Raw genomic sequence first — 26,281 nt, forward strand, 5'->3', positions numbered from 1 at the left:
AAGCGGGCTTTATTACATGAGCTCAACTCAAGAGATGAATTAGCCTTTTAGTAGCTTATTCAGGATAGGTGTTACCACGCCAGGGTTAGCCTTACCTTGAGATGCTTTCATCACTTGTCCCATAAAGAAACCGATCATCTTCTTCTGCTTGTCTTCATCGGATGCGCGGAATTGCTCAACTTGTGCCGCGTTGGCTTCCAGCACGCCTTGAATCATGGTTTCAATGGCGCCTGTATCTGTGACCTGTTTCAAGCCTTTCGCTTCGATGATCTCGTCAGCGGAGCCTTGGCCTTCCCACATGGCTTGAAGCACACTTTTCGCTGTGTTGCCGTTAATGGTGTTGTCTTCAATGCGTACCAATAGGCCACCTAACTGTTCAGCAGAAACGTTAGATTCGGTGATCTCTTTGCCTTCGGTGTTTAGGTATTTGCTTAGCTCACCCATCACCCAGTTAGCTGCCAATTTGGCGTTGCCTGCTGCCTTTGTCACTTCTTCAAAGTAATCCGCCATTGCGCGCGTCGCAGAAATAACACCTGCGTCGTATTCGCTTAGCTTGTACTCTGTCATGAAACGCTCAGCCTTCTGCGCAGGAAGCTCAGGTAGATTTGCGGCGATTTCGTCAACGTATGCTTGAGTTAACTCGATCGGTAGCAAGTCTGGGCAAGGGAAGTAGCGGTAATCGTTTGCATCTTCTTTGCTACGCATACTGCGTGTTTCATCTTTATCTGGATCGTATAAGCGTGTTTCTTGTACGATTTTACCGCCATCTTCAAGGATGTCAGCTTGGCGCTCGATTTCTGTATAAATCGCACGCTCGATAAAGCGGAACGAGTTGACGTTCTTGATCTCGGTACGAGTACCAAACTCTTGCTGGCCTTTTGGTCGCAAAGAAATGTTGATGTCGCAACGCATTGAGCCTTCGGCCATGTTGCCGTCACAAATGCCCAAGTAAGTTACAATCGAGTGGATCATCTTCACGTAAGCCACCGCTTCTTTTGCTGAGCGCATGTCTGGCTCAGAAACGATTTCAAGCAGTGGTGTACTTGAGCGGTTAAGATCGATCCCTGTCATACCGTGGAAGTCTTCATGCAATGACTTGCCTGCATCTTCCTCAAGGTGAGCACGGGTAATGCCAACACGTTTTACGGTGCCGTCTTCAAGTGTGATGTCTAGGTGACCTTTGCCCACAATTGGGTGATCCATCTGGCTGGTTTGATAGCCTTTTGGTAGGTCAGGGTAGAAGTAGTTTTTACGTGCAAAAACAGACGTCATGCCGATCTCGGCGTTAACCGCTTTGCCGAACATAACTGCCATTCGTAGAGCTTCTTTGTTGAATACTGGTAGTGCGCCAGGCATACCAAGATCAACTAAGGTTGTGTTGGTGTTTGGTTCAGCACCAAAGCTAGTTGCCGCGCCAGAGAACAATTTTGATTTAGTCGACAGCTGAGCGTGAATCTCTAAGCCAATTACAACTTCCCAATTCATGATTATGCTCCTTCTGCCAAGCTAGGGGTTTTTGTGTGCCAATCGGTTGCTTGTTGGAACTTGTGAGCAACGTTCAATAGCTTAGCTTCCGTGAAGTAGTTACCCATGATTTGTAGGCCTACAGGCATGCCGTCCGCAAAACCTGCTGGAATAGACATGGCTGGGATACCTGCAAGGTTAATCGACAGGGTGTAAATGTCTTCTAGGTACATGGCAATTGGGTCATCAGTTTTTGCGCCGATGCCAAATGCTGTGGTTGGTGCCACTGGGCCCATGATTACATCGACTTCCTCAAAGGCTTTAACGAAGTCTTCTTTGATCAGACGACGAATGCGCTGTGCCTTTAAGTAATAAGCGTCGTAGTAACCTTCGGACAGTGCGTAAGTGCCGACCATGATGCGTTTTTGTACTTCTTTACCGAAGCCTTCGCCGCGGGAGCGTTTGTACATATCCATTAGGTCTTTTGGCTCTTCGCAACGGTAGCCGTAACGTACGCCATCGAAACGAGATAGATTAGAAGACGCTTCCGATGGCGCGATCACATAGTAAGAAGGAATGCTTAGGTTAAGGTTAGGTAGAGAAATCTCTTTCACCTTAGCACCTAGTTTTTCGAATTCTTTCACGGCGTCTTGAATGACTGTCGCAACGCCATTGTCTAGACCGTCACCGAAGTACTCTTTTGGTAGGCCAATAGTTAGGCCATCAAGAGGAGAGTCAAGGTTGGCTGTGTAGTCTTCCGTTGCAACGTCTGAACAAGTTGAGTCATTGGCGTCGAAGCCAGCAATTGACTGAAGGATGTGTGCACAGTCTTCTGCTGAGCGCGCCATTGGGCCCGCTTGGTCAAGGCTTGATGCGTAAGCAATCATACCGAAACGAGAAACACGGCCGTAGGTTGGTTTAAGGCCAGAGATGCCGCAGAAAGAGGCTGGCTGACGGATAGATCCGCCGGTGTCAGTGCCGGTGGCTGCCACACAAAGACCTGCCGCTACCGCAGCCGCAGAACCGCCGGATGAGCCGCCTGGTACCTTGTCTAGATTCCATGGGTTTTTCACCGCACCGAAATGGCTGTTTTCGTTCGATGAACCCATCGCGAATTCATCCATGTTGGTTTTACCCAATGTGACTGCGCCAGAGGCTAGCATGCGTCCAGTCACTGTTGACTCGTATGGCGGTACAAAGTTGTACAGCATTTTTGAGGCACAAGTGGTTAGGATGCCATTGGTACAGAACAAGTCTTTATGGGCGATTGGAATACCAGCCAGAGCACTTGTTGAGCCTGCTGCGATTAGTTTGTCGGCCGCTTCAGCTTGCGCGAGGGCTACTTCGTCAGTCACTGTGATGAAACTGTTTAATTGGCCGTCTAGCTGTTTGATTCGTGCTAGGTAATCTTGCGTTAGTTCAACGCTGGAAATCTCTTTTGCTCGCAGTTTTTTTGCGAGCGAGGCAATACTTTGATCAACCATGTCATTAAGCCCTTAATCGATAACTTTGGGAACCAAGAAAAGGCCCGCTTCGGTTTGAGGTGCGTTAGCAAGGAAAGCTTCGCGGCGATTATCTTCTGTCACCACGTCGTCACGTAGGCGCTGTTTCGCTTCCAACGGATGCGACAGGGGCTCAACACCGTTTGTATCAACAGATTGCATTTGTTCAACCAAATCAAGAACACTCGTTAGTGAGTGCTGGTATTGCTCGGCATCGTTGTCATCCAACGCTAAACGAGCAAGGTGCGCGATCTTGAGCACGTCTTGCTTTTCTAGAGACATGTTTCACCTAATTTTATCGGTTTGCAAAAATGCGGACATTGTAGCGCCATTGGGAAATGGTAGAAAGCGCAGCTTGAAAAAATATCGAATATTCCTTCTTGGTGCGAAAAAACTCCTATAAACAAAGATATATGAGTAAAGAAATCGCTAAATTATGACGTTTCGGCTTGCCCAATGGGCAGCTGGTTGTTACATTTTCTGACTATTCGTAATGGATCTATTCAGGGTGTAGAAATTCATGTTTAAAAAAATTAGGGGAATGTTCTCAAGCGACCTATCCATCGATTTGGGGACAGCCAATACCCTTATTTACGTGCGCGATCGTGGAATCGTTTTGGATGAGCCGTCTGTTGTAGCAATTCGACACAATGGTAACCAGAAAACAGTGGCGTCTGTGGGTGCAGACGCAAAGCGCATGTTAGGACGTACGCCTGGAAACATTACTGCGATTCGCCCAATGAAGGATGGCGTGATCGCTGACTTCCACGTAACTGAAAAAATGTTGCAGTACTTTATTTCAAAAGTACACGAGAACAGCATGTTAAAGCCGAGCCCTAGAGTTTTGGTTTGCGTGCCTTGTAAATCGACTCAAGTTGAGCGTCGCGCCATTAAAGAATCTGCGCTAGGGGCGGGTGCTCGTGAAGTATTTATTATTGAAGAGCCAATGGCTGCCGCAATCGGTGCGGGGCTTCCTGTTGCCGAGGCATCAGGCTCGATGGTTATTGATATCGGTGGTGGTACCACTGAAATTGCGATCATTTCTTTAAACGGTATTGTTACATCTGAATCAATCCGTATCGGTGGTGATCGCTTTGATGAAGCCATTACGACCTATGTACGTCGTCAATACGGTAGTTTGATTGGTGATGCAACAGCTGAACGAATCAAAACTGAAATCGGGATGGCTTATCATACAGGTGAAGAGCTTCAGATCGACGTTCGTGGTCGCAACCTTGCCGAGGGAGTGCCACGATCATTCACTTTGAAAAGCAGTGAGATTCTTGATGCGTTGCAAGAGCCTCTGGCGCAAATCGTACAAGCTGTAAAAGGTGTTTTGGAACAATCACCACCGGAATTAGCAGCAGATATCGCCGAATCAGGTCTTGTGTTGACTGGTGGTGGTGCTTTGCTACGTGAAATTGATCGTTTGATTAGTGAAGAAACCGGTTTGCCAGTGATTGTTGCTGATGACCCACTGACGTGTGTTGCTCGTGGTGGTGGTATGGCGCTTGAAATGATGGATAAACATGCCTCGGAATTATTTTCACCGGAAAGTGATTAAGTCTAGGAGCTTATCCCATTAGCAGTTCTGTTTTCGTTTCAGGCAAAGTTTCCAGTGTACGTGTTGTTGTGCTGGTGTTGCTTTCTGCTGCGATGATCGTAGGGGATTTGCAGTACAAAGTATTTAGCCCCATTCGCCCTTACTTGAGTTGGCTTGTTACGCCAATTCAAGTAGTTGTTGGTGCGCCTCAAAAAATGATTAGCTGGGCAGAAATGCACCTTGATAGTCGAGAGGATCTTGTTTATCAAAATCAAAGCTTAAGTCAAGAACTGCTGATGCTTCGTCGGCAGTTACAACTTTTTGAGTCATTGAAAGCTGAAAACGTTCGTCTACGTGAATTATTAGATGCATCGCAGCGAGTAGATGAAAAAGTAGTGATGGGCGAAGTGATCGGCTTTGATCAAAATGCTTACAGCCATAAAATCCTTATTGATAAAGGTTTCTCTAGCGGTGCTTACGTCGGACAGCCAGTTTTGGATGCTACGGGTGTTTTGGGGCAAGTCGTTGAAACCTCCGCATATACCAGTCGTGTTCTACTGATCGCTGATGCCAGTCACTTTGTGCCAGTACAATTAGCTCGTACGGGGTTTCGTAGCATATTGCGCGGTACAGGGGATATGAAGCGTATGGAGTTGATGAGCGTGCCCCATACGGCGGACATCAAAAAAGGGGATATCTTGACTACCAGTGGCTTAGCAAACCGTTTTCCAGTGGGCTATCCCGTGGGTGTTGTGCGCAAAGTCACCCATGAGTCAGGCAAACCATACGCTGATGTTGAAGTAGTGCCATTGGCACAGCTCGGGCGCAGTCGTCATGTGATGTTAATAGAACGCGCTAAAGGAGGTAGTAAATGAAATCCTCCATCGTGTTTTTTTTAACTTTTATTGTTGCCTTGATGCTAGAAGGGTTGGTTTTTCCTACCTCATTGATTTGGTACAAACCTGAATGGACGCTGTTGGTCATTCTTTACTGGGTACTGGCATTGCCACTAAAAGTAGGGGTTGGTATTGCTTGGATATTGGGTTTGTTGGTGGATCTATTGCAAGGTGGCGTTATTGGACAACATTCTTTAACTTATGTCATCGTCACAGCAACCTGCGCGACGCTTTACAAGCGTTTGCGTATGTATCGACGTTGGCAGCAAAGTATTTTTATTTTTCTATTAATTTCAATCAACCAGTTGGTTGGCTTTTGGATCGACCATTACACCGGCGATGCAGAGCCAACTTTGATGATCTTTATGCCTGCTATTATTTCGGCACTGATTTGGCCGTGGATATTTGTATTGCTGCGTAGTATTCGTCGGTTGTATTCGATTCAGTAAAGGCCCTTCATGATTATTCTTGCTTCAGCATCGCCTAGACGAAAAGAATTGTTATCTACCTTGGTTAATGAGTTTTCCGTTATACCTGCGGATATTGATGAGACGCCTTATCCTTTGGAAAGGCCTGAAGAATATGTGGTGCGCATGGCTCGCGAGAAAGCTGAAGCCATTGCAAGCCAGCCAAGCTTGTCGCATCGCGATATTATTATTGCATCGGATACTAGCGTCGTTTTGGGTAAAGATATACTGGGGAAGCCTGATAGCTTAGAGCACGCAAAACAAATGTTGCGCGCCTTATCGGGGCAAACACATCAGGTAATGACATCATTATGTGTATGCAATGGCGGATTAAACCGTGTTGCGACTTGTAATGTTGTCTCAGCTGTTGAGTTTAGGGATATTTCTGATCTTGAAATTGAGCAATACTGGCGTACGGGTGAACCGGTTGATAAGGCGGGCGCCTATGCGATACAAGGGCTTGGCGGTATGTTTGTAAAGCATATTTCAGGCTCTTTTTCCGCTGTTGTCGGACTTCCTGTCTATGAAGTGACTCAGTTATTAAGCGAATTTGGTGTGAGCCCTTTAAAGGAGAAAGTTCGTGAGTGAAGATGTATTAATTAATGTCACTCCCATGGAGATCCGCGTTGCGCTGGTTGAAAATGGAGTGCTGCAAGAAGTTTACATTGAGCGATCTACCCGCAAAGGGATCGTAGGTAATATCTATCAAGGTAGAGTGGTGCGTGTCTTGCCCGGTATGCAGGCAGCCTTTGTTGACATTGGGCTTGAGCGTGCGGCGTTTATTCATGTCTCCGAAGTCGCTGACCGAGATTCGGTAAATGCTAGTGATCAGATTGGTGATTACTTGCGTGAAGGGCAATCTTTGGTAGTACAAGTAACGAAAGACCCGATTAGTACCAAAGGTGCTCGTTTAACCACGCATTTATCAATTCCATCGCGTTACTTGGTATACATGCCGGACCAGGCGCATGTAGGTGTGAGTCAGCGGATTGATAATGAGGAAGAGCGCGAGCGCTTGAAATCGCTTGTTTCCAAGGCCCTAGAAGATCGGGATGAAACCAGCGGCTACATTCTGCGCACAGCGGCAGAACGTGCTGGGGAAGAGGAGATTCTTGCTGATATCAATTTCTTAACACGCCTATGGCAATCGGTTAAAAAGCGCATCACCAGCACTAAAGCCCCTGCTATTATCTATGAAGACTTGCCGCTTCATTTGCGAACAATGCGTGATCTCGTCAGTATATCGACCGAGAAAATTCGCATAGATTCCCGTGAGAACTATGCAAAATTGCGAGGTTTTGCGGAAGACTTTATTCCAGACTTGATGGATCGCATCGAATACTATCCCGGTGAGCGCCCAATATTTGACCTTTACAGTGTTGAAGATGAAATACAACGTGCTTTAGATCGTAAGGTACAGCTTAAATCCGGTGGTTACTTGTTAATCGAACAAACCGAATCGATGACAACGATTGACGTCAATACCGGTGCGTTTGTAGGGAGTCGAAACCTAGAAGAAACCATTTATAAAACCAATCTGGAGGCGGCTACGGCCATAGGGCGTCAGCTGCGTTTGCGTAATCTTGGTGGCATCATCATTATTGATTTTATTGATATGGAAGATGAAGAGCATAAACGTCAAGTGTTACGTATGTTGGAAAAAATACTTGAAACCGATCATGCCAAAACCAAAATTACGGGTGTTTCAGAACTAGGATTGGTGGAAATGACTCGTAAGCGTACTCGCGAGAGTTTGGGGCAGGTTCTGTGTGAGCCCTGCCGCTCATGTCGTGGTAGTGGTGTTGTGAAAACACCTGAAACAGTTTGCTACGAGATATTGCGAGAAATTATGCGTGCAGATCGGGCATACAACTCTCACACTTATACGGTCTTGGCGAGCAACTCTGTGGTTGAGCGCTTTTTGGATGAAGACAGTAGTGCTGTAGCAGAATTGGAAGCTTTCATAAGCAAAACCATTCGGTTCCAAGTGGATCCAGTCTACACTCAAGATCAATATGATGTAGTACTGCGATAACAAAGGAATAGTACATGCGGGTATTTAAGGCAACGGCAATCTTCACCTTTTGGATCGTGGTGACGGCCAGTGTGCTTATGGCTGGCGTTGTCTTGCTCGCAAAGTACAGCCTGCCGTGGCTTAATGCTTATCAGCCACAAATAGAGCGTAACCTTACACAGCTTACTGGCATGAAAGTTCAGGTAGGTCAGTTGCTAGGGGAGCTTAATGGTGTCAACGCAGAGCTTAATGTCGCAAATATTAGCGTGAGCACCGCTGATCAAGAGGGTGCGATTCAAGTAGATAACTTGAGTTTAGAGCTTGATATTCCCAGAACATTATTAACATTCACTCCTCAGTTCAAAAATGTGTCAGTTTCCGGTGTCAGTGTTTTGCTGCAAGAAGACGGTGCCGGAAATATTGCTTTACGTGGCGTGGCTGACTCTACAAAGGCTTCTGGCGGCACGAATGTCGCTATGTCTCGAGTGTTAAATTACGCGGCTGAACAGCAGCAGATGACGCTCTCGAATGTAGTAATCAATATCAACAGTCCTCGATTTTCTGATGTAACAATCGCCATCCCTGAAACCTATTTACTCAAACAATCCTCACAAACCCTGTTGCGCACAGATGTGTTTGTTAATGATGTTGAGCGACCGATTGAGGTCCGTGCGCAAATGAATACGGACCTGACGAACTTCTTGCAGCAGCAAGTGCAGGCGTCTGTGGTGGTGCCTGACATGAACGTATCTTTGGGTTGGTTGGAATCCGGTGCTTTAGCAAAGTTAGCGGGACTCAGTGTTGCGGGAAACTACTGGCTAACCTACCAGCCAAACAAGGGTGTGACAGTGCAGGCGGAACGCAGTCGTTTGAAGCTGGAATTTGTTGATCAAGCTCCCTTGTTTATGACGTCGGATTGGCGACTAAGAGCAAATTCAAATAGCATCAATGCAACGGTTACTAATCTGGCATTTAATCATGATAGCCGACTCTATGAAGGGGTGGACATTAAGGCGGAGTGGGAACGTGAGGATAACCGTACATTTGTTATTTTCAACAAAATGGATGCTGAAATTGCCAACCGTGTCGCATTGAATTTTGTACCTGAGGATTGGTTGCTAGCCAAAATTTTAACTGGTTTAAGTCCTCGTGGTGAAGCTCAGAATGCTTCCCTACGTGTTTGGCATGATGATGGCAAATTACGCTATCAATATTTAAGTAACTTACTTGATGCTCAAGTGGATGGATATAATGGTATTCCATCAGTCAATCATGTTTATGGCTTGTTTTCCTTAACCGACTCTCAGGGCAGTGTTGAATTTAAGAATCAGCAGGCTACTTTAGCTTTTCCGACTGTTTACGAAGACAGTTGGGAGATAGAGCGGGCTAGGGGAGAAGTCTCTTGGCAATTGCATGACAATGCTTTTGTCGTGACAGGCCGAGACCTTTTTTTAGAACGCAATGGTGCCACCATTCAAGGGGGATTCCATCTTGAGCAGCCTCTTGAAAATACAGGGGTTGGGGATGATTGGTTGGCCATTGATCTCAACGCACAAAATGTTCCTGAGCAGGACCGAATGACTTTTGTTCCGCCAAATGTTTTGTCAAATGATCTAACGCAATGGTTGGAAAGCGCGTTGGGGGACGGTGTAGCGGAGAAAGTGGACCTGTTGTTGCGAACTGGCTTGAAAAAGGGGGATGTGCCACATCTTCGTTTGGCTATCGATGCCAAACTTGATCAAGTTGCTTTTGCCGATGATTGGCCTGCGCCGAAGAATGTTGACGGCAAAGTTTTTGTTGATGATCAGCAAGTAAGTGTCGATGTTAAAAGTGCGGTATTTTCGGGTCTACCAGTCCAAAATATTCAGATCACCGTACCGATACACGGAGATCGGGCGGGGTGGATCGACGTTAAAGGGCAGGTTCAGCACGATGCAGGAAAAGTTTTGGCAGCCCTGGCAAAGACGCCTTTGAAAGATTCAGTATTAGAGCCTTTTGTTGATTGGCAAGCAACGGGATCTGTTTCGGGAGATTTTGCTGTTAGTGTGCCGATTCAAGGGCAAAAAGAAGATCCCGATGTGGCTTTGAATTTGGCCTTCGAAGGAAATTCCATTAATCTTGCGCAAATAGCGCTCCCTGTCGCAATAGAAAAAGGGGCGTTGCATTTCAATAGTCAACAAGGCATTCATAATACTCGTTTTAAAGTGCAGACGTTAGGTGGTAGCACGGATTTGGTATTGACCTCGGAGCGTACTTCTTCTGGCAGCCTAATTGTGGATGGTGTTTTAAATGGCGGCTTTGACAGTACTCAGCTTGCTAAGTGGCGCCAAGCACCTACTGCGATCTTGACTCGTCTACAAGGCGCAAGCACTTATTCTGCAAATCTAGCGATTGGTCGGACTTTGCCGGATCAGATTGATTTTAATCTTTCAAGCGATCTGAAAGGTGTTTCCCTTGCTTTGCCCTCGCCATTCACTAAGCGTTCTGATCAGCCTCGGCAAACAAATGTAAAAGTAAAGGTTTTGAAGGGTGAAGTACTGGTTGATGTGTCTTCTAGAGATTTGATTTATACCCAATTACTGGTTGAGGGTGGTGAGCTTCAGGGGGGCAATGTTTCTGCTCTCAAGCCTCTACCAAGTGATGTGAGTTTAAAAAAAGGGATGTCTTTTTACGGCCAATTTGATCGTTTCGACTGGCAAGCTTGGCAGCCTATTGTGAATGATTTTAGTGCCTCGACAGCCGCTAAGACGACAGAGAATGATCAGGTTTCCAATATTGCTACTGAACTTCCTACATGGGTTCGTGCCGCGGATATTTTAATTGATCAATTGCCTATAGATGAGAACAACCAACTCAATAACGTTAAGTTAACCTATTCGCGTGGCCAGGACGGGCATCCGTTGTCGGTGACATCCGATGAGTTAAATGCGGCGTTACGTCAGACCGATGTTGGCCCAGAGTTGCATATTCATTACCTAAATTGGCGTACTGGGGGGCAGGCAAGCGAGCAAGCCGCATCAGAAGAAGAGGTTGGAGGAATTGAGCCAAGTATTATTCCATCCATAGCGCTGCGAGTGGATCAGATCTATATTGATAACCGCCCTTATGGTGATTGGCAAGGGCAGGTGGTGAATTTAGGAAACAGTCTACGCATCGATGATATTTCTACTAGTTTGCCTAAGGGGCAATTCAAGGGGCAAATTTTCTGGCAAGGTGGAGCTCAGCCAAACGTTGAGCTAACAGTAAAGGGGCAAGGAGAGAACGCTCGTGAGTTAACCAAAAAATTCTCCTCGACGCCGTTTTTGTCATCCAACCGTTACCAAATGGATATTGCTTTGAGTTGGAAGGATTCCTTGCTGAAGTTTGACCGAAAAACCTTGAATGGTCGCATACAATTTAATGTTCAGGACGGTAACTTTAATCAAGTGGATCAGTTACCTCCGTTTCTGAAGCTATTAGGTATCTTTAACGTCGATGCGTTAGCCAAGCGTCTGACCTTTGATTTTTCAGATTTATATGAGTCGGGTACGCCGTTTGATCGATTTAGTAGCTCGTTGTTCATTACAAACGGCGTACTAAAGACTGCTGAGCCTGTGCGAATTGAATCGCCTAGTGCTGAAATCACACTTCAAGGCAGTGCTGACCTCGTCAATGAGACCTTGAATGAGCGTTTGACGGCTACGGTCCCTATTAGTAGTAGTTTGCCAGTAGCAGGTTTGTTGCTGGCGACACCGCAGATTGCCGGTTTGCTCTATATTACTGATAAGCTGATTGGTGATCAGTTGTCCAAGGTAACGAGTATTCAGTACGAGATTGAGGGCTCATTTAGCAACCCAAAAGTCACCCCAGTTCCGTATTCTCCGATAAGGTAGTGCCCTATGTCTAAGCTTTCAGTTGTTTCTATTCAGCTCACCAGTGGTGCTGATTGGCAGGTCAATTTAAATACGGTGCTGGATTTGATGACAGCCGCTCTCGTACATGCTCCACGGTTAATTGTTTTGCCTGAGAACGTTTTTTTATTTGATGCCAAGCAAATGCGAGCTGTTGCGGAAGGTGAAGCGACGGAGCAGATTTTGAGCGCGCTTTCTGTTTTCGCCCAGCAACATCAAACCTATATCCTGATTGGCTCTCATCCTATGGCTTTCCGTCCCAATGGTGAACAGGTGGAAGGGGGACGAGTAAGACAGTCGAGTATTTTGATTTCTGATCAAGGAGAGCAGGTTGCTCGCTATGATAAGATTCATTTATTTGATGTGCAGGTGGCCGATAAGGCAGCGGTATATAAGGAATCCCGTTTTATTGAGCCCGGAGAGATTCAAGCAACCGTATTTGACATTGATGGTGTTGTTTTGGGCTTGAGTATTTGTTATGACCTGCGTTTTCCAGAGCTTTATCGTCTGCTTATGGAAAAAGGTGCTGACTTGATAGCAGTGCCTTCGGCGTTTACCCATCGTACTGGTGCGGCGCACTGGCATGCGTTATTGCAAGCAAGAGCGATCGAAAACCAGTGTTACATAACAGGGGTTAATCAAGCCGGTTGGCATAATGAGACGCGTCAAACCTATGGTAATACGGTCGCTTATTCGCCTTGGGGGGAGCGTTTGGCTTGTTTGGATGATGAGCAGGTGGCGTGGTTGCACTTTGAGGTGGATACTGAATATCGTCAGGCAATTAAAACGACAATGCCCTGTGCTGAGCATCGCCGTATTGTTAGCTAGGCGTTATAGAAGACCTAGTTGTGCGTCCTGTACTTCACGCAAGTACTTGAATAATTTCTTACGGCTGGTTGTCGCTGTTCCCGTTTCAGCTTCTTTCGTCGCCATGCGAACCAAAGAGCGAAGTTGCTGAATATCAACGGCTGGATTACGCTCAATGTATTCATCTAGAATCATTTTACTATTTTCGCCAATGAGTGCATCGCGAGTGGCTTCAAGCTGATGGAAGCGCTTATTGTTGGCAGCGGAGGTGCTGTCAAACAGTTCAAGTCGTGCAGCAATGGCATCAGAGTCTTCTGTGCGCATTACTTTACCAATGTACTGTAGATGACGACGTTTTGCGCCCCATTGCTTAATGCGATCAGCTTCTTCAAGTGCCGCGCGCAACGTATCAGACATGGGAACTTTCTTGCGCTGGTTAGGGCTTAGCTGAGTCAATTTTTCACCTAAGTCTTGCAGAGCTTCCATTTCTCTTTTTACTTGGGTTTTGCTTTTGTAATCGTCTTCGCTGTCGTCGTAATGTTCAAAATCTGTCATGGTAAATTCGTTTCTATAGTAAAAAGAGAGTTGCTAACCCGAGAAAAGATAGGAAGCCTACCACATCTGTGACGGTGGTTAAAATAACACTGCCAGCTAATGCGGGATCTATACCTAATTTCTTTAAGGCAATCGGTAATAGGGTGCCAGTTAGGGCGGCAAATATTAAATTTATAATGATGGCTCCAGCGATGACATAGGCTATCTGCATATCACCAAACCACACTACAGTGAGCAGGGCAATCACGGTCGCCCAGAGAACTCCATTAATGAGGCCAACAATGATCTCACGGTTAAGAAGCCAACGGGCGTTTGAAGCGCCAATTTGGTTGAGCGCAATACCGCGTATGACCAAGGTTAAGACTTGTGAGCCAGCGATGCCGCCCATGCTGGCGACAATAGGCATAAGGATGGCAAGTGCTACTACCTTGTCTAAGGTATCTTGAAATAATCCAATAACATAAGACGCAATAAAGGCTGTGATAAGGTTAATGCCCAGCCATACTGCACGGCGACGTGTGGTTTGCATCACTGGTGCAAAGGTGTCTTCATCGTCGTCCAAGCCAGCCATCTGTAGCATCGAGTGCTCGGCTTCATCACGAATGACGTCAACAACGTCATCGATGGTAATACGTCCCAGTAGTCTTTTGCTGTTCGGGTCAATTACGGGGGCTGAGACAAGGTCCATCTTTTCAAACAGCTGTGCTACTTCCGTAGCCGTTTGCTCTGCGTAGATCACATCACAGTCTGTTTCCATGATGTCTCTAACAGTCGTGTCCGTATCAGCAACCAGTAATTTTCGTAGAGGCAATATGCCAAGAAAACGGTCAGATCGGCTCACGACTAACAGGCTGTCGGTCATCTCAGGTAGCTCTGTATGGCGACGTAGAAAGCGAAACACAATATCAATAGTGATGTTCGGACGAATGGTGATGGTGTCCGTGTTCATCAAGCCCCCAGCCGAATCTTCTGGGTAGCTCATTAAGGATTCCATGCGCATACGATTCTGTGCGGTCATGGAAGCCAAAACTTCTTTTACTAAGGTTTCGGGCAGTTGCTGTAGGATGTCTGCGAGGTCGTCGTCATCGAAGCTTTCAGAAATGGCCAAAAGGCGCTCAGTATCCATGCTTTTCATGAACTGGATACTGATCTCTTCCGAGACGTATTGCAGAACGTCACCTTGCTTGTCGTGGTCGATTAGTTCCCACAACAATTTACGTTCTTTAGGTGGAGAGGATTCTAGAAGACGTGCAACATCCTGCGCAGGTAGAGCACCATTAAGCAAATATCGAATTTGCATCGTTGCTCCAGACTCAAGGGAGTCGGCAACGGTTTGTAAGTGTTCTAATGTCGTCTGATCGCTCACGGGGCTATTCGCCTTCTCCAAAACGGTCATTTATTAACGCAACGATGGCTTCCATGGCTGCTTGTTCGTCTTCACCATTAACCTTGATGTTGATCGTTGTGCCTTTTGCTGCGGCCAGCATCATCATTGCCATGATGCTTTTTCCGTCGACGTTACGGCCTTCCTTTTCAATGGTAATGTCAGATGTGAAGCGAGTGGTCGTTTCAACAAGCTTGCCTGCTGCTCGAGCATGAAGACCTAATTTGTTAATGATCTCTATGGATTGCTCCAACATGTGTTTATCCTTAAATCAAAGAGTCGAACGCTGAGTACAAATCACTGTTGCTTTGTGCTTGTCGTAAAATATTCAGTTTATCTTCAGATTGCGCTAATTCGGCAATTTGTGCCAAGGTTGCTAAATGCTCATCACATTGATTGGATGGCACTAATAGAGCAAAAATCAAATCAACTGGTCGACGGTCAATAGAGTCAAAGTCAATTGGGGTCTCTAAAGACATTAAAACGATCGTGGCACGGTTTGCTTGATCTAGTCGACAGTGGGGAATAGCAATGCCATTACCGATACCTGTACTGCCTAGTTTTTCACGCCCCAGAAGTGCGTCGTAAACTTCATCAGCGTTGCAGTGCAAGCGATCGCCAACAGACTCAGCTAATTGTTCTAACAGTCGCTTTTTGCTGGAAATTTGCTGCTTAGCAAACACCAGTTCAGGTTTGACTAAATTTTTAACAGACATTTCAATAGCCTTTAGATAAGTCGTTTCCGCTCGTTTGAGGGCGGGATATTCATTGCTTCACGGTATTTCGCGACGGTTCGTCGCGCTACCTGGATTCCTTGATCGGCCAAAATGTTGGCCAGTTTATTATCGCTGAGCGGTTTCTGCGGTGGTTCATCTGCCACCAATTTTTTAATCATCGCACGAATGGCCGTGGATGAGCATTCGCCGCCAGAAGCAGTATTAACGTGACTTGAGAAGAAATACTTGAGCTCGTAAATGCCACGGGGAGTATGCATGTATTTTTGCGTGGTGACACGAGAAATTGTAGATTCATGCATGCCCACTTCTTCTGCGACATCGTGAAGTACCATTGGTTTCATGGCCTCTTCACCTTCTTCAAAAAACTCAACCTGTTTGGCGACGATGCAGCTGGCTACTTTTAGTAGGGTTTCATTGCGGCTTTGCAGGCTTTTAAGAAACCATTTGGCTTCCTGCAGTGAGTTTTTGATGTAGGAAATATCTTCACTCGATGCGCTGCTATTCACCATCGCAGAGTACGTCTCATTGATTTTGATAGGGGGCAGGGCGTCGTTATTAAGTTCAACTTGCCAGAAACCATTGTGTTTCTTAACCGTCACATCAGGAATGACATAATCGGTCTCTGTGGTATCAATCACAGAGCCGGGGCGAGGGTTAAGCTGCTGAATAAGGGTGATAACGTCTTTTAAGGCATCTTCTTTAAGCTTGGTCTTGCGGCTAAGCTGCGCGTAGTCGCGGTTGCCCAGTAGGCTTAAATGTTGGTCAACGATATTGTAAGTAACTCGGTACAGAGGATGATCTTTAAAAGCTTCCAACTGGACCAATAGGCATTCGCGTAAGTCTTGAGAGCAGACGCCAACCGGATCAAAGCGTTGTAAGCGATGTTGTACCGCTTCAACTTCATCCAGCTCGAGATCTTCAAGCTCCCCAGCAAGGGAGCTAAAGATATCTTCTAAGCTAAGTGATAAATAACCATCGGTTTGTACGCTATCAATAATAGCGTACGCAATCTCAATGTCGCGATCGGACATATGGGTCAGATTGAGTTGCCAAATCAGATGATCTTGTATGCCTTCTGAGAGAGCGTTACGGCTGTCAAAATCTTGCTCGCCTTCGAAAATTGGCGTATCCGCTGCGGCGGCAGAGTTTTGATAGGTATCATCCCAATTGCTATCAATTGATAGCTCGTTTGGGATGCTTTCAGTCCATTCCGACTCCACTTGTGGTTGATCGGTGCTGCTCTCATTTGTCTCGGAATTAGCTGAATCGTTGGCGTTATTCACTTCGGCTGAACGTGATTCACTTTCCACGCTATAGTTCTCTTCCTCATCAAACTCAAGTAAAGGATTTGATTCAAGAAACTCATGTATTTCTTGTTGTAGGTCGAGCGTAGACAATTGCAGCAACTTGATTGCCTGCTGCAATTGTGGAGTCATGGTTAACTGTTGACCGATTTTAAGTTGCAGGGACTGCTTCATAACGCAACTCTTATATTTTCGTTTATTTGGAATGACTTATGCATAGTACTCCCTTTTCATTCGAAAAATAAGGGGCTTACAGTTTGAAGTTGTCGCCTAGGTAGATTTTTTTAACCTGCTCATTGTTGATAACGGATTCGGCATCGCCGGAAGCGATAATATGTCCATTACCGACAATGTAGGCCTTGTCGCAAATGTCTAAAGTTTCACGTACGTTATGGTCTGTAATTAACACGCCAATGCCACTTTTCTGTAGATGTTGAATGATTTCTTTGATGTCTCCAACCGAAATGGGGTCAACTCCCGCGAAAGGTTCGTCGAGTAATACAAATTTGGGGTTCATCGCTAAGGCCCTGGCAATTTCAACCCGTCGTCTTTCGCCGCCGGATAGGGCCATGCCTAAATTTTTGCGGATATGTGTAACGTGAAACTCCTCTAGCAAGCTTTCCATTTTTTCTAGGCGTTCAGCTTTGTTAAGGTCTTTGCGTGTTTCTAATATAGCAAGGATGTTGTCCTCAACTGACATTTTTCGAAAAATGGACGCTTCCTGCGGTAGATAGCCAATTCCTTTTTGTGCTCGGCTGTGCATGGCGTCTTTGGTGACGTCTTCCCCGTCAATAAAAATGCCGCCAAAATCGTTCGCAACCATGCCTACGATCATATAGAAACAGGTGGTTTTCCCTGCTCCGTTAGGACCAAGTAATCCAACGGCTTCCCCTGAACTAACGGATAAAGAAACGTCTTTTACGACTTGTCGTTTTTTGTAGCTTTTGGCTAAATTTTTTGCTTCAAGAATGGCCATGACAATTATTCTATCTGATCTGTAAGGCTAGGTTGTAGGGTCATGTTGACTCGACCAGTACCGCGGTTTTCTGCTTTGAAAGTACCTTTATTGAGTAAGTAATGGATGTAATCCGCTGAGATTTCATCTTCACCACGTTGAAGGTAGCCGTTGGAGTGGATTTCTAATTCTCCGGTTGTGACGTTATAGTCTAAAGAGTCACCGTTGGCGTGCATGGTCTTTCCCGATTCATCCATTTGCTGGGAGAATTTTGAGGGAGCTCCCTTCGCGTTTAAAGCCTTGAATTCGCCAGTTTCCGGATTGGTTTGAATAGAAAGCTGTTGAGCTTCTATAACAATTGAGCCTTGTTTAACCAATACATTGCCACTGTAACTGGCAGTGCCTTGCTTTTGATCAAAGAAGGCTTTATCTGCTTCAATACTAATCGGTTGCTGGTGGTCATTTGGTAGGGCAAATGACGTGCCGCAGACTACAGAAAAGGCCAAAGCGGCTAAAGTGAGTTTAGTGTTTTGAAACGTCATAATGTCCTTTCACACCTCCTTCAAGGGTAGCGGTATTGTCGACAAGGTTGAAGCGGATGCTATCGGATTCGGTGATGCCTTGTTGGGTGATGAGTTTGCCCTGTGATTGTCCATGGATGCTCTGATTTTCATCATTGTAGGTGATCGTTAACGCTTCTACTCGCGCGCTTTCTTGTTGGCCTTGGTAGCGCGTGATGATAGCGTTGTCACTCAGCGTAAAGCTGTCTGATGTATCGTCAATTAGGCCTTTGTCAGCACTGGCAACAGAGCTAATGTTGCCAGTGCTGCGAGTGATCACAGGGTTGGTGAGTTTTGTATGCTGCTGGATGTAGTGGTTGGCTGCGTCAGCATGAATAGTTTCTTGCAGTTCGCCAGCTACATTGAATGATTTCACTTGCACACCTTCCAAGAAGAAGTCAGGTGCTTCAGAAAGCTTCTGTTCTTCCAGAATATAAAGAGTCGGGCGATTGCCGAGCAAGAAAACAACAGCTGCGACAATAGCGACTGCGGCAATTCCTGCAAGCCCTTTATGTTGAGCAATTTTTTTAACGCTTTCTAGCATGGTTTATCCATTGACAGTCAGTAAATATAGATAGCTCGCATAGCCCCCCAGCAATGGTAACGCAAACCAGCGTGGAATGCTGAAACTACGATGTCTTGAATAAATAATGACAGCCAAGGCAAACAGCAGTGTGAAGCCTAGCATCCACCAATAATCTCTATGTATGATGGTCGCATCAATCAAGCCAGGCGACAGTAGCGCTGGTAATGGCAAAACAGTGGCTAGGTTAAAAATATTTGAGCCTAATACGTTACCAATGGCGATGTCATGGTGGCCTTTACGGACGCTGGTGATGGAGGCCGCAAGCTCTGGTAGGCTGGTGCCGATGGCAACAATGGTTAAACCAATAATTAGATCGGATACACCCAGCGCAGAGGCGATGCCGACTGCTCCCCAAACCAATAGCTTGGAGCTACCAATCAACACTACCAAACCCAATATTGAGATAAGAAGTGATCGAGCAACGCTGCCACCGTCGTCTTCAGGCAAGTCTTCGGTTAGCTCATCTTCTAAATTACTAGAATTCTTTAACAGAATGTAAAGCACTACCACAAACACCACGATAAGGATAACGCCATCCATAACGCTTAGGTTTTGATCGATCATTAGTGCGCCTGCTAGAACTGTCACAGCAAGCACTAAAGGGATTTCTTTTTTTACGAGTCCGCCATTTATCGGTACAGCTGCGAGTAGTAACGTGGTACCAAAAACTAGACCAATGTTTGCAATGTTAGAGCCGATAACGTTGCCGATGGCGATGCCAGGGGCGTTATCGAGAGCTGCGATGGCAGAGACGACCATTTCAGGAGCAGAGGTGCCGAGTGCGACCAATGTGATGCCAATAACGATAGGGCTAACATTTAGCTTTTCAGCTACCAATGCAGCGTGTTCGATGAATTTGTCGGAGCTTAGTACGAGTAAAATTAAACCAGCGATTAACGCTGCTGAGAACATGAGCATCTAAAGTTCACCTGAAGAAATATGAGAGAGTATTGTAAAACGCCCCATTTAATGTGGTTTATTCAAGGATTTCAAGACTTGCATGCAGGCAAGTCCAAATAGATGGCGTATCTTTTAGGTTTTCGCGGTGCTAGTATCCGTCCGTTTTTTTAGCAGGGAGTCGTCTATGGAAGTCTATATTGACGTTAAAAACTTGTCTTTTTATCGCGGTAAGCGCGCGATATATGATGATATCACCTTGCAGATTCCAAAAGGTAAAATTACCGCCGTTATGGGCCCTAGTGGTGTTGGTAAAACCACTTTGTTGCGCCTTATCGGTGGCCAAGTTGTACAAGATTCCGGCTCTTTAACCGTTGATGGTGTGGACATAGCTGCTGCTTCACGTAAAGAATTGTTTGAAGCGCGTCGGAAAATGGGGATGCTGTTTCAAAGTGGTGCCTTGTTTAGTGATATGAGTGTCTTTGAAAACGTTGCCTTACCCTTACAGGAATACACTTCTTTCGATAAAGAGATGATCCGCGATATCGTATTGATGAAGCTACAAAGCGTAGGGCTTCGCGGTGCGGCTGATTTAATGCCTTCCGAGTTGTCTGGCGGTATGGCTAGGCGTGCCGCCTTGGCCCGCGCAATTGCTTTAGATCCAGATCTTGTTATGTATGATGAGCCATTTGCTGGTCAGGATCCTATTTCAAAGGGGGTGCTGGTAGAGTTAATCCAGCGCCTCAACAGTGCAGCGAACATGACCAGTGTTTTGGTGTCTCACGATGTAGAGGAGTCCTTAAGTATCGCTGATCATGTGTGCCTTTTGTCTGGTGGAAGTGTAATTTTGTCAGGCACACCTGATGAAGTGCGCAGTTCAACCGATGAGCGTGTCGTTCAGTTTCTTAATGGTTTAGCGGATGGGCCTGTGGCTTTTCATTACCCTGCTAAGGACTACCGAGAACAATTGTTGGAGCGTAATTAATGGCAGTGTTTAAGTACCTTTTTGACAGTGTCTACGGATTTTTTGATGCGTTTGGTCAAGCTGGGATTTTTTTATTTCAGACCTTGTTTCGTCTGCCTGTGCGTTTCAGTGAAGCTTTACGTCTCTATATTAGACAGGTGTATTCGGTTGGTGTGCTGTCACTTGTTATTATTGTTGTGTCTGGTGCTTTCATCGGTATGGTTTTGGCACTTCAAGGGTACACTATCCTAACTCGTTATGGGTCGGAGGCGGCAGTAGGGCAATTATTAGCACTGACCTTGCTGCGTGAGTTGGGGCCAGTTGTGACTGGGTTATTATTTGCTGGGCGAGCTGGTTCGGCGCTTACGGCTGAAATTGGCTTAATGAAAGCAACTGAACAGCTGTCAAGTTATGAAATGATGGGGATTGATCCCTTGCGTCGTGTCATCGCACCTCGTTTATTAGCCGGTATTACCTGTATGCCAATCTTGGCCTTGATCTTTTCTGCGGTCGGCATATGGGCGGGTATGATGGTATCGGTGCAGTGGTTGGGTGTATATGAGGGCTCATTTTGGAGCAGCATGCAACAATCGGTTTACTTTGATACGGATGTCATGAATGGCGTCATTAAATCATTTGTGTTTGCCATAGCAGTGGTCTGGATTGCTGTTTACCAAGGCTACGTGTGTCAGCCTACGTCCGAAGGCATTGGCCGAGCCACAACTCGTACAGTGGTAATGGGGTCGTTGGCAATTTTAGGTTTAGATTTTCTGCTGACTGCAGCTATGTTTGGAGATTTTTAACGATGAAGGATAATAAAGCTGGCGTATTGGTTGGCCTGTTTATGCTTTTAGGAGTATTGGCCTTTATTTATTTGGCGCTACAAGTAAGTGGCCTTGCGTTTAATAAGCAAGCTGAAGGTTATCGTGTAGAAGCCTATTTCGATGATATTGGTGGTCTTACGGATCGTTCTAAGGTGACTATTGCGGGTGTTACTGTTGGGCAGGTTGAGAGTATTGAGTACGACACTAAGTACTACATGGCTAAAGTAACCATGTCGATTTACCCTGAGGTTAATAATATTCCAACAGACAGTTCGGTAGCGATCTTGACCAGTGGCTTGATTGGTGAGAAATACCTAGGTATTTCGATTGGTGCTGAAGAAGAAGTATTAAAAGATGGTGATCAAATCACTGATACACAGTCTGCTTTGGTGCTTGAAAATCTCATTGGGCAGTTTTTAATGAATGCAGGAGGTGGTGAATGATGCGTAAATTAATTGTGGGTTTGGCGGCGGCGTTTATATTGTTCACAAACTCAGCGTTTGCAGCAGTAAACCCTGAAGGTGCTCGTGACGAAGTGTTACGAGTTGTGGATGATTTTAAAACGAAAATCGTCGATCAGCGTGAAGTGTTAAGTAAAGACACTAAAAAGCTTCAGGATGCGATGCGAGAGATCATTGCACCTGTAGTGGATTTTGATGATTTAGCTAAGAAGGTAATGGGTAAATACTACCGCGAAGCCACTGCAGAGCAGGTATCCGCATTTGTTAGTGTTACCGAAGGTACCTTGTTAAAAACCTACAGTGCAGCAGTCATCGACTTTGATCCAAGTCGTTTAACAGTGATGCCATTGGCTCGTCAGAAACCTGGCCGGGAAGTGCGTGTGGATGCTAAGTTTCAAATGACTGATGGTGCACCTGTAGATATTGCTTTTTACATGGAGCCAAATGCCAGCGAGCAATGGATGTTGAGCAACGTAGTAATCAATAACATTAACTTTGGCTTGACCTTTCGTAAGCAGTTCGGCGTTATGATGCAGCAGAACGGCAATGATATTGATCAGGCGATTGCTGCGTGGCAGAAATCGCTAGCATCCTCGGAGGAATAGTATGGAACTTCACTCCTCAGATCAGGGGTGGCGTCTGACGGGGCATTATGATGCAGATAGCTTACTAAAGATTAAGAAAAAATTGGCGGGCGAAAGAGTGCCTGTCATTAACTCTTTAGACCTATCTGAATTAAAAACAATTAATGCGCCTGTTATTGCGCTGATGATTGAAATTCGACGCTATAGCGATGTTTTGACGCTTAAAGGCTGTCGAGAAGAGTTTAGGGAAATGTTAAAGCTGTATGGCGTTGAATGCGTCTTTCAGTTTGCATAGGAATCGTAAACAGGAGGAAACTCCTGTTTTTGCGTTATAAAGCTGACAAAAAGCTTGAAGGGTAAGGTACAATACCTGCCATAGAACATTGAATAAATATTGGAGTTTTTGTGAACGCCTCCGAAGTGAAAGCTTTATTAGAATCAAAAATTGAAGGCAGCCAAGTCACCGCGCAAGGCGAGGGTTGTAATTTCCAAGTGATCGTCGTAGCAGAGGCATTTGAAGGCCTTAATACCGTTAAAAGACAGCAGCTTGTTTACTCTCATTTACAAGAGGCAATTTCATCAGGTGCCATTCATGCGGTCACGATGAAAACTTACACGCCAGCACAATTCGAAAGTCTTTAAATCTAAGAGAGAAGTAAATGGATAAATTGCTGATTACTGGCGGTAATACTCTAAACGGAGTAGTTCGTGCGTCAGGGGCAAAAAATGCTGCACTGCCAATTCTTGCTGCGACACTGCTTACCAAAGATCTAATCACCATCAAAAACCTGCCACATCTACATGACATCACGACTATGTTGGAGCTACTTGGCTCGATGGGGTGCGGTGTAGTAGTGGACGAGCGCATGAATGTTGAGCTAGATGTGTCTTCACTGGACAACTGTGAGGCGCCGTACGAACTGGTTAAAACCATGCGTGCTTCGATCCTAGTTTTAGGTCCACTCGTTGCTCACTTTGGTCGTGCAGTCGTATCTTTGCCGGGTGGTTGTGCCATTGGTAGCCGTCCAGTTGATCTTCATCTTCGTGGCTTGGAGGCGATGGGGGCCGATATTGTTGTTGATAACGGAAATATCATTGCCAAAGTGGATGGCCGTCTAAAAGGTGCCCGTATTTTCTTTGACAAAGTGACGGTAACGGGTACAGAAAACTTGCTAATGGCTGCGGCGTTGGCTGACGGCACTACGATTTTAGAGAACGCGGCGCGTGAACCAGAAGTGGTTGATCTGGCAGAGTGTTTGATTGCCATGGGGGCGAAAATCACTGGTCATGGTACTGATACCATTACCATAGAAGGTGTTGAGCGTTTAGGCGGTACCACTTACTCTGTAATGCCGGATCGAATTGAAACAGGTACTTTCTTAGTCGCTGGAGCCATTACGGGCGGTAAAGTACGAGTGATCGATACGGATGTGGATAGCTTAGAGGCAGTATTGGCTAAGCTTGAAGAAGCGGGTGCTAAAATCACCTGCGGCGATGATTGGATTGAGTTAGATATGGAAGGTCGTCGACCAAAGTCTGTCAATATCTCTACGGCTCCATACCCAGCTTTCCCGACCGATATGCAGGCGCAGATTGTCGCATTGAATGCTGTGGCTGATGGTGTTGGTACAGTTATCGAAAATATTTTTGAAAATCGCTTTATGCATGTGAACGAAATGGTTCGCATGGGAGCGGATATCGAAGTGACAGGCAATACAGCGATTGTGCGCGGCAAAGAGAAGCTAAAAGGTGCGCCAGTCATGGCAACCGATTTGCGCGCGTCGGCATCGTTGGTGCTGTCTGCTTTAGTGGCGGATGGCGAAACCAAAATTGATCGAATTTACCACATCGACCGTGGTTACGAGTGTATCGAGGAAAAACTTGGTGCATTGGGTGCGAAGATATCAAGGGTTCTAAATTAACATGAGCGAAACCTTAACGATTGCGCTATCGAAAGGGCGCATTTTGTCAGAAACGCTTCCACTTCTTGAGAAAGCGAACATTTATCCTTTAGAAGACATCAGTAAAAGTCGTAAGCTGATTTTTGATACTAATCATGAGCATATTAAGCTTGTGATCTTGCGCGCTACGGATGTGCCAACATACGTTGAGCATGGTGTTGCTGATTTTGGTGTCGCAGGTAAAGACGTATTGATGGAAGCGAATACCAAAAATCTTTATGAGCTAGTAGACCTTAAAATTTCAAAATGTCGTCTAATGACGGCAGGTGTGCAAGGTCAAGCGCTTCCAAATCGTCGTTTGAAGGTCGCTTCTAAGTTCACTAAAACAGCGAAAGCTTATTTTGCTGAGCAAGGTATTCAGGCTGACGTTATTAAACTTTACGGTGCAATGGAATTGGCCCCGATTATGGGATTAGCTGATCTAATTGTGGATATTGTTGACACCGGTAATACCTTGCGCGCTAACGGTCTTGAAGCACGTGATTTGATAGCGGATATTAGTACTCGATTGGTGGTTAACAAAGCCGCTTACAAAACTAAGTATGAACACATTCAGCCTATCTTGGATATGTTGAATGGTGCAGTATCTGCTGAGGCTTAAAAGATTATGAAACTAGATATCAGACAGTTTTCGTCCAAGGACGAAGGCTTTCGTAAAGACCTAAATCAGCTGCTTTCTTGGGAAAGTGTGTCTGATGCAAGCGTACAAAAAAGCGTAGAAGACATTGTTAACCGTGTGCGCACAGAGGGTGACGCAGCGCTAGTTGAGCTCACTAACCGTTTTGACCGCCGTTCTGTGCAATCAGCGGCGGAATTGGTTATCGAAGCTGACGAGTTGGCAAAGGCTGTAGAGCGTGTTGATAGCGCGATCGTAGACGCCCTAAAACAAGCAGCTGAGCGTGTGAAGTCTTACCACGAGCGACAAATTCAACCATCTTGGCAATATGAAGAATCTAACGGTACAGTGCTTGGTCAACAGATCACGCCGTTGGACCGTGTTGGGGTTTATGTGCCAGGTGGTAAAGCGGCATATCCTTCATCAGTATTGATGAACGTGATGCCTGCAAAAGTTGCTGGTGTTGCTGAAATTGTAATGGTTGTACCTACGCCGGATAACGTAGTGAATGACATTGTATTAGCAGCTGCCCATGTTGCAGGTGTTGATCGTGTAATTACGGTTGGTGGGGCGCAGGCTGTTGCTGCTTTAGCTTATGGTACTGAAACTGTGCCAAAAGTAGACAAAATCGTGGGGCCAGGCAACATCTACGTTGCTACGGCAAAACGTATGGTATTCGGTGCTTGTGGTATCGATATGATCGCTGGCCCTTCGGAAATCCTGGTGGTGAGCGATGGTCAATCGAACCCAGATTGGATTGCCATGGATTTGTTCTCTCAAGCTGAGCACGACGAAGACGCTCAATCTATTTTGATCAGTACCGATGCAGACTTTATCACCAAAGTGAAAGAGTCGATGGAGCGTCAGATCGAAGACATGTCTCGTAAAGAGATTATCAAAACGTCATTGGAAGGTCGTGGTGCTTTAATTCACGTAGACTCAATGGAAGAAGCGATCGAAGTGGCCAACATTGTAGCGGCTGAGCACTTGGAGCTGTCGATTGAAAATCCAGAAGAATGGGTGAGCAAAATCCGTCACGCCGGTGCGATCTTTATGGGTCGTTATACCCCAGAGGCATTAGGTGACTACTGTGCGGGTCCAAACCATGTGTTGCCAACCTCTGGAACAGCGCGTTTCTCTTCACCATTAGGTGTGTATGACTTCCAAAAACGTAGCTCAATCATCTACTGTTCGCACGAAGGTGCGAGTGAGCTAGCAAAAATTGCCTCGCCATTGGCGCGTGGTGAATCTTTGGAAGCTCACGCAGTGTCTGCGGAATTCCGCATGATCGACAACGCTTAAGAAGGAGT

28 protein-coding genes are annotated in these 26,281 nt (G+C 45.9%); 16 read left to right on the forward strand and 12 right to left on the reverse strand.

Translation table 11 applies throughout. The features are described from left to right. Nucleotides 1-39: 39 nt before the first annotated feature. From gatB to gatC, 3 genes are read right to left on the reverse strand one after another with little or no spacing between them, the layout of a single operon-like run. Complete coding sequence (gene gatB, locus ASC49_RS05360; protein WP_055462203.1) at nt 40-1,485, reverse strand: Asp-tRNA(Asn)/Glu-tRNA(Gln) amidotransferase subunit GatB; 1,446 nt, start codon at nt 1,483-1,485, stop codon at nt 40-42. A gap of 2 nt (nt 1,486-1,487) precedes the next feature. After that, a complete protein-coding gene (gene gatA / locus ASC49_RS05365; protein ID WP_055462204.1) occupies nt 1,488-2,948 on the reverse strand; it encodes an Asp-tRNA(Asn)/Glu-tRNA(Gln) amidotransferase subunit GatA in 1,461 nt (486 codons plus the stop codon). Between the two features lie 12 nt (nt 2,949-2,960). Continuing rightward, nucleotides 2,961-3,248 (reverse strand): Asp-tRNA(Asn)/Glu-tRNA(Gln) amidotransferase subunit GatC, encoded by a 288-nt coding sequence (gene gatC, locus ASC49_RS05370; protein ID WP_055462205.1) that lies wholly within the window; start codon nt 3,246-3,248, stop codon nt 2,961-2,963. Between the two features lie 238 nt (nt 3,249-3,486). Here gatC and ASC49_RS05375 point away from each other — a divergent pair, with 238 nt between their 5' ends. The 7 genes from ASC49_RS05375 to ASC49_RS05405 are packed head-to-tail and all read left to right on the forward strand — an operon-like array spanning nt 3,487 to nt 12,604. Continuing rightward, a complete protein-coding gene (locus ASC49_RS05375) occupies nt 3,487-4,530 on the forward strand; it encodes a rod shape-determining protein (protein WP_055462206.1) in 1,044 nt (347 codons plus the stop codon). A 17-nt stretch (nt 4,531-4,547) separates the two neighbouring features. Beyond that, complete coding sequence (gene mreC / locus ASC49_RS05380; RefSeq protein ID WP_072242051.1) at nt 4,548-5,384, forward strand: rod shape-determining protein MreC; 837 nt, start codon at nt 4,548-4,550, stop codon at nt 5,382-5,384. Beyond that, on the forward strand, nt 5,381-5,854 hold the full coding sequence (gene mreD, locus ASC49_RS05385; protein ID WP_055462207.1) for a rod shape-determining protein MreD: 474 nt from the start codon (nt 5,381-5,383) through the stop codon (nt 5,852-5,854). Before mreC ends, mreD begins: the two co-directional genes overlap by 4 nt. A 9-nt stretch (nt 5,855-5,863) precedes the next feature. Further along, the gene (locus ASC49_RS05390) at nt 5,864-6,460 is read left to right on the forward strand and encodes a Maf family protein (RefSeq protein WP_055462208.1); all 597 of its coding nucleotides are present in this window, start codon (nt 5,864-5,866) and stop codon (nt 6,458-6,460) included. After that, nucleotides 6,453-7,907, forward strand: coding sequence for a ribonuclease G (rng, locus tag ASC49_RS05395; protein WP_055462209.1), 1,455 nt, complete (start codon nt 6,453-6,455; stop codon nt 7,905-7,907). Before ASC49_RS05390 ends, rng begins: the two co-directional genes overlap by 8 nt. A gap of 14 nt (nt 7,908-7,921) precedes the next feature. After that, nucleotides 7,922-11,758 (forward strand): YhdP family protein, encoded by a 3,837-nt coding sequence (locus ASC49_RS05400; RefSeq protein WP_055462210.1) that lies wholly within the window; start codon nt 7,922-7,924, stop codon nt 11,756-11,758. Between the two features lie 6 nt (nt 11,759-11,764). Further along, nucleotides 11,765-12,604 (forward strand): carbon-nitrogen hydrolase family protein, encoded by an 840-nt coding sequence (locus ASC49_RS05405; RefSeq protein WP_055462211.1) that lies wholly within the window; start codon nt 11,765-11,767, stop codon nt 12,602-12,604. Between the two features lie 3 nt (nt 12,605-12,607). Here ASC49_RS05405 and yjgA read toward each other — a convergent pair whose 3' ends face one another. The 9 genes from yjgA to ASC49_RS05450 form a co-directional block, all read right to left on the reverse strand. Then, a complete protein-coding gene (yjgA, locus tag ASC49_RS05410) occupies nt 12,608-13,138 on the reverse strand; it encodes a ribosome biogenesis factor YjgA (protein ID WP_055462212.1) in 531 nt (176 codons plus the stop codon). A 13-nt stretch (nt 13,139-13,151) separates the two neighbouring features. Beyond that, the gene (gene mgtE / locus ASC49_RS05415) at nt 13,152-14,504 is read right to left on the reverse strand and encodes a magnesium transporter (RefSeq protein ID WP_245624644.1); all 1,353 of its coding nucleotides are present in this window, start codon (nt 14,502-14,504) and stop codon (nt 13,152-13,154) included. 4 nt (nt 14,505-14,508) lie between these two features. Next, complete coding sequence (locus tag ASC49_RS05420; protein ID WP_055462214.1) at nt 14,509-14,778, reverse strand: HPr family phosphocarrier protein; 270 nt, start codon at nt 14,776-14,778, stop codon at nt 14,509-14,511. Nucleotides 14,779-14,788: 10 nt separating this feature from the next. Then, the gene (ptsN, locus tag ASC49_RS05425) at nt 14,789-15,238 is read right to left on the reverse strand and encodes a PTS IIA-like nitrogen regulatory protein PtsN (RefSeq protein WP_055462215.1); all 450 of its coding nucleotides are present in this window, start codon (nt 15,236-15,238) and stop codon (nt 14,789-14,791) included. 11 nt (nt 15,239-15,249) lie between these two features. After that, nucleotides 15,250-16,737 (reverse strand): RNA polymerase factor sigma-54, encoded by a 1,488-nt coding sequence (locus ASC49_RS05430; protein ID WP_055462216.1) that lies wholly within the window; start codon nt 16,735-16,737, stop codon nt 15,250-15,252. A gap of 76 nt (nt 16,738-16,813) precedes the next feature. Beyond that, nucleotides 16,814-17,539 carry an LPS export ABC transporter ATP-binding protein gene (gene lptB / locus ASC49_RS05435; protein WP_055462217.1) on the reverse strand — a complete coding sequence of 242 codons (726 nt, stop codon included), beginning with the start codon at nt 17,537-17,539 and terminating at the stop codon, nt 16,814-16,816. Between the two features lie 5 nt (nt 17,540-17,544). Continuing rightward, on the reverse strand, nt 17,545-18,060 hold the full coding sequence (gene lptA / locus ASC49_RS05440; protein WP_072242052.1) for a lipopolysaccharide transport periplasmic protein LptA: 516 nt from the start codon (nt 18,058-18,060) through the stop codon (nt 17,545-17,547). Then, nucleotides 18,041-18,622 carry an LPS export ABC transporter periplasmic protein LptC gene (gene lptC, locus ASC49_RS05445; RefSeq protein WP_055462218.1) on the reverse strand — a complete coding sequence of 194 codons (582 nt, stop codon included), beginning with the start codon at nt 18,620-18,622 and terminating at the stop codon, nt 18,041-18,043. The genes lptA and lptC overlap by 20 nt, the downstream gene beginning before the upstream one ends. Before the next feature lie 3 nt (nt 18,623-18,625). Beyond that, nucleotides 18,626-19,582, reverse strand: a complete 957-nt coding sequence (locus ASC49_RS05450; protein ID WP_055462219.1) for a calcium/sodium antiporter — start codon at nt 19,580-19,582, stop codon at nt 18,626-18,628. Nucleotides 19,583-19,748: 166 nt separating this feature from the next. On the opposite strand from ASC49_RS05450, the gene ASC49_RS05455 reads away from it, so the two are divergent. The 9 genes from ASC49_RS05455 (at nt 19,749) to hisD (ending at nt 26,273) form a co-directional block, all read left to right on the forward strand. Continuing rightward, nucleotides 19,749-20,546 carry an ATP-binding cassette domain-containing protein gene (locus ASC49_RS05455; RefSeq protein WP_055462220.1) on the forward strand — a complete coding sequence of 266 codons (798 nt, stop codon included), beginning with the start codon at nt 19,749-19,751 and terminating at the stop codon, nt 20,544-20,546. Further along, nucleotides 20,546-21,328 carry a lipid asymmetry maintenance ABC transporter permease subunit MlaE gene (gene mlaE / locus ASC49_RS05460; RefSeq protein WP_055462221.1) on the forward strand — a complete coding sequence of 261 codons (783 nt, stop codon included), beginning with the start codon at nt 20,546-20,548 and terminating at the stop codon, nt 21,326-21,328. Before ASC49_RS05455 ends, mlaE begins: the two co-directional genes overlap by 1 nt. 2 nt (nt 21,329-21,330) lie before the next feature. Further along, complete coding sequence (gene mlaD / locus ASC49_RS05465; RefSeq protein ID WP_055462222.1) at nt 21,331-21,792, forward strand: outer membrane lipid asymmetry maintenance protein MlaD; 462 nt, start codon at nt 21,331-21,333, stop codon at nt 21,790-21,792. Continuing rightward, nucleotides 21,789-22,415, forward strand: a complete 627-nt coding sequence (locus ASC49_RS05470; RefSeq protein ID WP_245624645.1) for an MlaC/ttg2D family ABC transporter substrate-binding protein — start codon at nt 21,789-21,791, stop codon at nt 22,413-22,415. The genes mlaD and ASC49_RS05470 overlap by 4 nt, the downstream gene beginning before the upstream one ends. A gap of 1 nt (nt 22,416) precedes the next feature. Continuing rightward, nucleotides 22,417-22,689: a hypothetical protein gene (locus ASC49_RS05475; RefSeq protein ID WP_055462223.1), complete on the forward strand. Its 273-nt coding sequence runs from the start codon at nt 22,417-22,419 to the stop codon at nt 22,687-22,689. A gap of 110 nt (nt 22,690-22,799) precedes the next feature. Then, nucleotides 22,800-23,036, forward strand: coding sequence for a BolA family protein (locus ASC49_RS05480; protein ID WP_055462224.1), 237 nt, complete (start codon nt 22,800-22,802; stop codon nt 23,034-23,036). Between the two features lie 17 nt (nt 23,037-23,053). Continuing rightward, nucleotides 23,054-24,316 (forward strand): UDP-N-acetylglucosamine 1-carboxyvinyltransferase, encoded by a 1,263-nt coding sequence (gene murA / locus ASC49_RS05485; RefSeq protein WP_055462225.1) that lies wholly within the window; start codon nt 23,054-23,056, stop codon nt 24,314-24,316. 1 nt (nt 24,317) lies between these two features. Beyond that, nucleotides 24,318-24,956 (forward strand): ATP phosphoribosyltransferase, encoded by a 639-nt coding sequence (gene hisG / locus ASC49_RS05490; RefSeq protein WP_055462226.1) that lies wholly within the window; start codon nt 24,318-24,320, stop codon nt 24,954-24,956. Between the two features lie 6 nt (nt 24,957-24,962). After that, nucleotides 24,963-26,273: a histidinol dehydrogenase gene (hisD, locus tag ASC49_RS05495; RefSeq protein ID WP_055462227.1), complete on the forward strand. Its 1,311-nt coding sequence runs from the start codon at nt 24,963-24,965 to the stop codon at nt 26,271-26,273. The last annotated feature ends 8 nt before the right edge of the window (nt 26,274-26,281 follow it).

It is taken from the genome of Marinomonas fungiae (assembly GCF_001418205.1).
In the GTDB taxonomy this organism is placed as follows: domain Bacteria; phylum Pseudomonadota; class Gammaproteobacteria; order Pseudomonadales; family Marinomonadaceae; genus Marinomonas; species Marinomonas fungiae.